The 8,547-nt window shown below is 34.7% G+C and carries 10 protein-coding genes; all 10 read left to right on the top strand.

Features of this window, described 5'->3' with window-relative positions:
• Window positions 1–52 precede the first annotated feature (52 nt).
• The 10 genes from H8718_RS07505 (at window position 53) to rsfS (ending at window position 8,405) form a co-directional block, all read left to right on the top strand.
• Window positions 53–1,894 (top strand): TIGR03960 family B12-binding radical SAM protein, encoded by a 1,842-nt coding sequence (locus tag H8718_RS07505; protein ID WP_177669680.1) that lies wholly within the window; start codon window positions 53–55, stop codon window positions 1,892–1,894.
• On the top strand, window positions 1,884–2,576 hold the full coding sequence (locus tag H8718_RS07510) for a TIGR03936 family radical SAM-associated protein (protein WP_177669683.1): 693 nt from the start codon (window positions 1,884–1,886) through the stop codon (window positions 2,574–2,576). Before H8718_RS07505 ends, H8718_RS07510 begins: the two co-directional genes overlap by 11 nt.
• On the top strand, window positions 2,569–3,975 hold the full coding sequence (locus tag H8718_RS07515) for a ribonuclease E/G (protein WP_249332456.1): 1,407 nt from the start codon (window positions 2,569–2,571) through the stop codon (window positions 3,973–3,975). The genes H8718_RS07510 and H8718_RS07515 overlap by 8 nt, the downstream gene beginning before the upstream one ends.
• A gap of 120 nt (window positions 3,976–4,095) precedes the next feature.
• Window positions 4,096–4,407, top strand: coding sequence for a 50S ribosomal protein L21 (gene rplU, locus H8718_RS07520; protein ID WP_249332457.1), 312 nt, complete (start codon window positions 4,096–4,098; stop codon window positions 4,405–4,407).
• A 5-nt stretch (window positions 4,408–4,412) separates the two neighbouring features.
• A complete protein-coding gene (locus H8718_RS07525) occupies window positions 4,413–4,751 on the top strand; it encodes a ribosomal-processing cysteine protease Prp (RefSeq protein ID WP_177669688.1) in 339 nt (112 codons plus the stop codon).
• Window positions 4,752–4,770: 19 nt separating this feature from the next.
• Entirely contained in the window at window positions 4,771–5,061 is a 291-nt protein-coding gene (rpmA, locus tag H8718_RS07530) for a 50S ribosomal protein L27 (protein WP_177669690.1), read from the top strand.
• A gap of 102 nt (window positions 5,062–5,163) precedes the next feature.
• A complete protein-coding gene (gene obgE / locus H8718_RS07535; protein WP_177669692.1) occupies window positions 5,164–6,441 on the top strand; it encodes a GTPase ObgE in 1,278 nt (425 codons plus the stop codon).
• A gap of 24 nt (window positions 6,442–6,465) precedes the next feature.
• Window positions 6,466–6,756, top strand: coding sequence for a ribosome assembly RNA-binding protein YhbY (yhbY, locus tag H8718_RS07540; protein ID WP_177670006.1), 291 nt, complete (start codon window positions 6,466–6,468; stop codon window positions 6,754–6,756).
• Window positions 6,757–6,824: 68 nt separating this feature from the next.
• Complete coding sequence (gene nadD / locus H8718_RS20790) at window positions 6,825–8,012, top strand: nicotinate-nucleotide adenylyltransferase (protein ID WP_330597601.1); 1,188 nt, start codon at window positions 6,825–6,827, stop codon at window positions 8,010–8,012.
• Window positions 8,013–8,060: 48 nt separating this feature from the next.
• Window positions 8,061–8,405, top strand: a complete 345-nt coding sequence (gene rsfS, locus H8718_RS07555) for a ribosome silencing factor (protein WP_177669696.1) — start codon at window positions 8,061–8,063, stop codon at window positions 8,403–8,405.
• Window positions 8,406–8,547 lie beyond the last annotated feature (142 nt).

Consider the following 8,547-nt stretch of genomic DNA (forward strand, 5'->3'; position numbering starts at 1 on the left):
GGTTTAAATATAAAAGGAATACAACACGTATTTCATTAATTGGAGGACAAAAATGACTATTTTATCAGATCATATTTTAAAGCAAGTTGATAAGCCAGCCAGATATATTGGTGGCGAAATTAATGCCTATAACAAAGAATTATCTCAAATAGATATACGCTTTGCTTTTGCATTTCCAGATGTTTATGAAGTGGGGATGAGCCACTTAGGAATGCAAATTCTTTACCATTTCTTAAATCGACGTGAAGATACATTCTGTGAACGTGTTTTCTCACCATGGGTAGACATGGAGAAAATCATGAGAGAAAAACAAATGCCACTTTTCTCTTTAGAAACACATTCACCTATTAAAGATTTTGATTTTGTAGGTTTTACACTTCAATACGAAATGAGTTATACAAATATCTTAAATATGCTTGATTTAGCAGGTATTCCACTTTTAAGTAAAGATAGAAAAGAGGATGATCCAATTATTGTAGCAGGTGGTCCATGTGCGTATAACCCAGAACCTCTTGCACCATTTATAGACTTCTTCTATATTGGTGAAGGAGAACTTGCTTATGATGAGATTCTTGACCTTTACAAAGCATATAAACAAGAAGGACGTACAAGAACTGAATTTTTAGAAGCACTTCTTGAAATTGAAGGAATGTATGTACCTTGTTTCTATGAAGAGGTTTATAAAGAAGATGGAACAATTTTAGAGAAGAAACCACTTCATCCAAAAGCAAAAACAAAAATTCGTAAACTCATTATGCCAGATATGGATGATGTATATTATCCAACAACACAAGTTATTCCTTGGATTCAAGCGGTACATGATCGTGTAACACTCGAAATGTTTAGAGGTTGTTTAAGAGGTTGCCGTTTCTGTCAGGCAGGTATGATCTATCGTCCAGTACGTGAAAAGTCGAAAGATGTACTTTTAGGCTATGCAGAAAAACTTTTAGCTTCTACAGGATATGAAGAAATCAGTTTAGCATCTCTTAGTACAAGTGACTATAAAGATCTAGAACCATTTGCAAATGAACTTGTAGAACTTTGCGAGAAAGAATGTGTTAATATTTCTCTGCCATCACTTCGTATTGATGCTTTCTCTGTAGATCTTATGCAAAAAGTACAAGAAGTAAGAAAGAGCAGCTTAACTTTCGCACCAGAAGCTGGGACTCAGCGTATGCGTGATGTAATCAATAAAAATATTACAGAGGAAGAAATTTTAAGAGGATGTGACCTTGCCTTTAATGGAGGCTGGAATCGCGTTAAACTTTACTTCATGCTAGGACTTCCAGGTGAAACACCTGAAGATGTAGTAGGTATTGCAAACCTTGCTGAAAGTATTGTAAACACATACTACAATATTGATAAGTCTAAACGCCAAGGAGCACTTCAACTTGTTGTAAGTACATCTTGTTTCGTACCAAAAGCCTTTACACCATTCCAATGGGAACCACAAGATACATGTGAAAGTTTCATTGAGAAACATGTTATGCTTAAACGTGCTATTTCAAGCAAACAAATTAAATACAATCACCATGATGCTAAAACAAGTGTATTAGAAGCTGTTATTGCAAGAGGAGATAGAAGGGTAGCAGGTCTTATTTATGAGGCATTTAAATTAGGTTGTACATTTGATAGCTGGAGTGAACATTTTGATGGAGAGAAATGGAATGAAGCAGCACGTCTTTCAAATGTAGACTTTGCTTTCTATGCGAATAGAAGACGTGAATATGATGAAGTATTCCCATGGGATCATATTGATATTGGTGTAACAAAGAACTTCCTTATCCGTGAGAGCAAAAAAGCCCATGAAGCTGTAACAACACCACAATGTCGCGAGAAGTGTTCTGGATGTGGGGCAAGTAAGTTTAACAAAGGAGTATGTTATGAGAACTAGATTAAAATTTACAAAACAAGGCTATGTAAAATTTGTAGGTCATTTAGATACAATCAGAATGTTCCAAAGAGCAATTAGAGTAGCGCGTCTTCCAATTTCTTATTCACAAGGATTTAATCCACATGCAAAAGTATTCTTTGCCCTTCCTTTATCAGTAGGTGTAGGAAGTTGTGGGGAGTATATGGACATGCTTACGGATACAGATATTCATGTAGAAGAGGCTGTAGCAACTTTAAATACTATTTTACCAGAAGGTATTAAAATTGTAGAAGCTTCAGTGATTAAAGAGGGAACACCTTCTCTTATGAGCTTAGTAACAGCTGCAGATTACCGCATCACTTTTGAAAAGAATCAGCTTACACCTGAACAAATTGAAGGTGCAAAAAAAAGATTAGATGCTTCTGAACTTGTTGTACTGAAAAAAGGTAAGAAGAAAACAAAAGAGGTAGATATTAAACCCCTTATTCATCATGTGGAGATTAAAGAAGAGGATGGCACAATTTTTGAAGTAAGGATTGCGGCAGGCAGTATGGAAAACTTAAATGTAGACCTTCTTTTAAAATCTTTATTACAAGTAGAACTTGAAGGTATGGTTTATACTATAGAGAGAGAAGAGCTCTATGCAACTACAGAAGAAGGGCATCTTAAGCCGTTAAGCGAGGTTGGAGCAGAAAATGCATAAGCAAATCCTTATTGATGATGCTTTAAGTTTTATGCGCATTGGGATACTGAGTGAAGGTACTTTACATCAAGTTTATATACAAGATGAAGAAGATGTGCTTAGTCAAAATACAGTAGTGCAAGGACAGGTTCAAAAAGTTGTAAAGAATCTTAAAGCAGCTTTTATTGACTTTGGAAAAGATAAGAATGGTCTTTTGCATTTTTCAGGGGTACCTGAAACTTATCTTAAGCATTTACAACCAGGTATGCGGCTACCTGTTCAAGTCCAAAAAGAGAATAAAGGTGAAAAAGGAGACCGTCTAACAGCAATGGTCAGTATACAGGGTTACTATTTAGTGGCCCTTCCTTTTGAAACAGGTATTCAAATTTCTAAAAAAATTAAAGATAAGCATATAAAAGCAGAGCTAAAAAGTTGGATTGAAGAAGTAGCTTTAGAGGACGTAGGCTTTATTGTACGTACGAATGCAGAGAAAGCTTCTAAAGAAGAGCTGATAGATGAAGCAGCTTTTTTGCTTGAGAAAGTAACTCAATTTAGAAAAATGAAAGATGCCATGCAAAAAGGGACAACACTTATAGAAATGGACTCTCTGTATTGGCAAGTTATTAAAGAACATGTAACACCAGAAGATTCAGTGGAGATTATTTGTAATAATGATCAGATTTTAAAGGATGTAGAAGAAAGACAGAAAGTGTTCTTAAAAAATGTAGAGTTCACTTATAAAGTTTATCCTTATTGTGAGAATATTTTTAGACTGTTTAGTATAGAAAAAGATTTTATGGATATACTCAAGAGAAAGATTTGGCTTAAAAATGGTGGTAATATTGTAGTAGACTATACGGAAGCTATGACTGTAATTGATGTCAATAGTGCTAAAGCTATAGAAGGTAAGAATAGTAACGTGGCAGTACGTAAGCTAAATGAGTTAGCTATAGAAGAAAGTCTTTATCAGATTATGAGACGCAATTTATCAGGTATTATTATTATAGATTTAGTAGATCTTAAGTCAAAGGAAGATCGTATACAGCTTTATGAATTTGCTAAGAAGCGTTTTATGGCATTAGATGGAAGACGTTCTAAGATCTACCCCCTTACTGAATTAGATTTACTGCAAATTACACGTACTAAGAAGTACCTGCCTATTCATCAAAAGCTTAAAACTGCTGAGGGAGAATACCATTTTAATTATATCTTTTTTGAGATTGAACAAAAAATCAAGCTAACTGCAAGTGAAACAGCTATGAAACAAATCTATCTTTATGGTCATAGTGAACTTTTAACTTGGATTAAAACTACCGAGAGGGATAGACTTATAGAGGAAACTTATGGTATTAAACTTCATCTTATAGAGAAAACGTCACTTTCAAAAAGAAGTTATGAAATTAAATATCATCTTGCATAAATAAGTTGACATGATACAAGTAGTATGATATATTAATGAAGTGTTTTAGCCGCACGGAGAGGTTTTGAAACTATTTATAGTACCACATCCGGCGAGTTTACGGTTTAAGGAGGTGTACAGATGTACGCAATTATTGAAACAGGTGGCAAACAATACAAAGTTGAAGTTGGCACAAGCTTATTCGTTGAAAAATTAAACGTAGCAGCTGGTGAAACAGTTACTTTCGACAAAGTATTAGTTGTATCTAAAGATGACAAAGTTGTAGTAGGTAGCCCTATTGTTGCAGGTGCAGCAGTTAAGGCTGAGGTTGTAGAAGAAGGCAAAGGTCCTAAGATCATTGTTTACAAATACAAATCTAAAAAATCTTACCACAAAAAACAAGGTCATCGTCAACCTTTCACAAAAGTGAAAATTACTGCTATTGAAGCGTAATTCCTATGATTCGAGTAGACCTTTATTATGATAAAGAATATCTAACAGGCTTTAGATTATCTGGACATGCAGGCTATGCTGACCATGGACAGGATATTGTCTGTAGTGCTGTGAGTGTTCTTGTGATTAATACTATTAATGCAATAGAAGCATTAACTACCGAAATCGTTACACTAAACAGTGTAAAACAGTCTGAGGGCATTATTGATTGTGCTTTTCCGAAGCGTAAGCAGGGTGCACCAGATGAAAAAGCAACGCTTCTTTTAGAGGCGATGCTAATGGGCCTTAGGTCTGTTGAACAAATGTACGGAGAATACATTATCATAAAAAATAAATCACTTTAAAACTCAGGAGGTGGATTAAATGATGCGTTTAGACCTTCAGTTTTTTGCTCATAAAAAAGGGGTTGGATCTACAAAAAATGGTCGTGACTCTGAATCAAAACGCTTAGGCGCTAAAAGAGCAGATGGACAAATCGTAAAAGCTGGTAACATCTTATATCGTCAAAGAGGTACTAAAATTCATCCAGGCGTTAACGTAGGCCGTGGTGGAGATGATACTCTTTTTGCTTTAGTTGATGGTAGAGTTAAATTTGAACGTAAAGGCAGAGACAAAAAACAAGTTTCTGTATATCCAGTAGCACAAGAAGCGTAATAGAGATATACTTGAAGGTTTCAACATCTGTTGAAACCTTCTTTTTATTAAGAGAGTGAAAAATAAATTTTAACATACACTATAGATGAAAGGAGTGAGACAATGTTCGTAGATAACGTGAAAATATTTGTTAAATCAGGAAAAGGCGGAGATGGACATGTTTCTTTTAGAAGAGAGAAATATGTACCAAATGGTGGTCCAGACGGTGGAGATGGAGGCCGTGGTGGACATATCATTTTCCAAGTTGACCCTGGTATGAATACTTTAATGAACTTTAGGCATAAAAGACACTATAAAGCTGAAAACGGTGAAGATGGAGGCAAAAAACGTTGCCATGGTAAAGATGGAGCGGATTTAATTATAAAAGTTCCACAAGGAACTGTTATAAAAGAAGCAGAGACCGGAAAAATTATTGCTGACCTTCACAAAGTTGATGATAAACAAGTTATCTTCAGAGGCGGTTACGGTGGTCGTGGTAATCAGCATTTTGCTACACCAACAAGACAGGCACCAAAATATGCAGAAAAAGGCCGTCCTGCTAAAGAATATTGGGTTACACTTGAGCTAAAAATGATTGCGGATGTAGGTCTTGTGGGCTATCCAAATGTAGGGAAGTCTACACTACTTTCAATGGTAAGTAATGCACAGCCTAAAATTGCAAATTACCATTTTACAACTTTATCACCAAACTTAGGAGTTGTCTCTAATCAATATGGCAAACAATTCGTTATGGCTGATATTCCTGGACTTATTGAAGGGGCTGCCGAAGGTGTAGGTCTTGGACATGACTTCTTACGACACGTAGAACGTACAAAAGTACTTGTGCATGTAGTAGATGCTTCAGGAAGTGAAGGACGTGACCCAGTTGAAGATATTCATGCAATCCAAAGAGAATTGAATCAATATAATCCTGAGATTATTGAGACTAAACCACAAATTATCGCAGCGAATAAGATGGATATTGAAGGAGCTGAAGAAAATCTTGAGCGTCTTAAAGAAGTTTTTGAACCAGAAGGGCTTAAAGTGATTCCAATTTCAGCAGCAGCAAATGATAATTTACAAGTTTTATTAGAAGATGTAAGTAACCTACTTGCAACTGTGCCAGATGAAGTTATTGTATTTGAGCCTGACTTTGAAGAAGAGCAAACAATTGACCATGAAGCCTTTACAATTAATAATGAAGAAGAAGGTTACTTCATTGTTGAAGGTGTAGGTGTAGAGAAGATGATAGGTTATACTTCACTAGATACAGAAAAAGGGTTTGCATTCTTCCAGAAATATCTGCGTGAACGAGGTATTATTGATGCACTTGAAGAAGCTGGCATCCAAGAAGGTGATACAGTACGTATTTATGACCTTGAATTTGAATATTATAAATAGAGAAGGAATGTACCTATGAAAACAATTACAAGCAAACAAAGAGCTTATTTAAAATCTATTGCTCAAACAGTAGAGCCGATTTTCCAAATTGGTAAAAATGGTTTAACACCAGAAGTTACAGAAGCTATTTTACTTGCATTGGATGCAAGAGAAATTGTAAAAATTTCTGTTTTAAATAACTGTTTAGAAGATCCAAAAGAAATGTGTCAAGTACTTAGTGAACGTACACATTCTATACCAGTACAAGTTATCGGAAAGAAAATTGTACTTTATAAACCAGCAAAGAAAAACCCTAAAATTACATTACCTTCATAATATATGGCGCTACTTTATGTAGCGTCATCATTATCAATAAGGATAAACTTTAAAAGGAGAGACTTAGGATGAAAATTGCTATTATGGGTGGAACATTTGATCCTATACATATGGGACATTTAGTAACAGCAGAAGCAGTAAGACATGAATTTAAAATTGATGAAGTACTCTTTGTGCCTACAGGAAACCCACCACATAAAGCGGGTATGGGAATTACACCAGCAGAACAGCGTTATTTAATGACTGTCTTGGCTACAGCAGCAAATGCTCACTTTAATGTATCTCGTATTGAGATTGATAGGAAGGGAACAACTTATACGATTGATACTATTAAGGAACTACGTACTTTATACGGCCCAGATACACAGCTATACTTTATTACAGGAGCAGATGCTGTACATGAAATTCTGACATGGAAAAATTCTGAAGAGCTTCTGCAAATGTGTACTTTTGTAGCGGTAACAAGGCCAGGCTATAAAAAACAGCAGCTTATTACACATATTGATGAATTACGTAGTCAGTATCATTCAAGTATTAAATTTTTAGAAGTGCCAGCACTCGCTATTTCATCTTCGGATATTAGAGCACGTGTGAAGAATGAGGCTCCTATTAAATATCTTGTAACAAGTGCTGTCGAAAACTATATTTATAAACATAAACTCTATACCCATCCAGTATCCTTGAATAAAGGCCTTATTACAAAAATGAGCGAGTATGTAAGACGTATACTGTCAGAAAAGAGATATGAACATACAAAAGGTGTAGTAGAGATGGCAACAGAACTTGCTAATCTTCATAATATCAGTACAGATAAAGCCTTTATTGCAGCTCTATTCCATGATATTGCAAAAGAAATGCATATGCAGGAAGCTTTAGCTATTTGTGAGAATGAAGGCATTGTACTAGATGAATTTGAAAGAGAGCATCCTCACATTATACATGGCAAAATTGGTGCACTACTTCTTGAAAAAGAGTGGGGTATACATGATCAAGATATCTTAAATAGTATTCGTTCTCATACAATAGGGAGAGAACATATGACAGATTTAGAGAAGATTATTTATCTTGCAGATATGGTAGAGAGAGGGCGAAAACCTTATCCTGGTATTGAAGAAATAAGAAGACTTGCAAAATATGATTTAAATAAGGCCATGTATATAGCATTAACAAGATCAAAAGACTATGTTGTAAATCATCAGAAACAGTCTATGCATCCTATAACAGATATTTTAATCAAGGAGTATGCGTTATACTAAAAAGACATTTTTAGAATAAGTGTTATTTAAGAAAGGAGTTTTAGACTATTGCATAACGAATCTATTTTACTAGCACAAAAAATTTATCACATTTTAGATAATAAAAAACTTGATGATATACAAGTGTTAGATGTTCATGAGATTACAACACTTGCAGATATTTTTATTATTGTAACGGGAAGTAATACAAGACAAACAAAAGCTTTAGTGGATGAATTAGAAGATGCATTATCTGAAGAAAATATAGAAGTGATTCAAAAAGAAGGCTATCAGACAGCTAACTGGATCTTAATGGATTATGGTAATGTCATTGTACATGTTCTATATAAAGAAGATGCAGAATTCTATGGTCTGGATAGACTTTGGCAAGATGGTAAAACAATTCTTTTCTAAAAATAAAAGGATGCTACAAAAAATGATATGCTCCCCTTAAGGTAGACAGTTTAAATAATAAAACTGTTATCTTAAGGAGGAGCATTTTTCATGGGAAGAAAATCAAAAATTTCATATGAAATAAAAATAGATGTTGTTAAAA

The organism is Zhenhengia yiwuensis, assembly GCF_014384995.1.
Classification (GTDB): Bacteria; Bacillota; Clostridia; order Lachnospirales; family Cellulosilyticaceae; genus Zhenhengia; species Zhenhengia yiwuensis.

Coding starts and splice junctions, on each gene's coding strand:
- nadD (WP_330597601.1), top strand. CDS start 6,825: ATGAAAATTGCTATTATGGGTGGAACATTTGATCCTATACATATGGGA.
- rpmA (WP_177669690.1), top strand. CDS start 4,771: ATGATGCGTTTAGACCTTCAGTTTTTTGCTCATAAAAAAGGGGTTGGA.
- obgE (WP_177669692.1), top strand. CDS start 5,164: ATGTTCGTAGATAACGTGAAAATATTTGTTAAATCAGGAAAAGGCGGA.
- H8718_RS07515 (WP_249332456.1), top strand. CDS start 2,569: ATGCATAAGCAAATCCTTATTGATGATGCTTTAAGTTTTATGCGCATT.
- rplU (WP_249332457.1), top strand. CDS start 4,096: ATGTACGCAATTATTGAAACAGGTGGCAAACAATACAAAGTTGAAGTT.
- H8718_RS07505 (WP_177669680.1), top strand. CDS start 53: ATGACTATTTTATCAGATCATATTTTAAAGCAAGTTGATAAGCCAGCC.
- H8718_RS07525 (WP_177669688.1), top strand. CDS start 4,413: ATGATTCGAGTAGACCTTTATTATGATAAAGAATATCTAACAGGCTTT.
- H8718_RS07510 (WP_177669683.1), top strand. CDS start 1,884: ATGAGAACTAGATTAAAATTTACAAAACAAGGCTATGTAAAATTTGTA.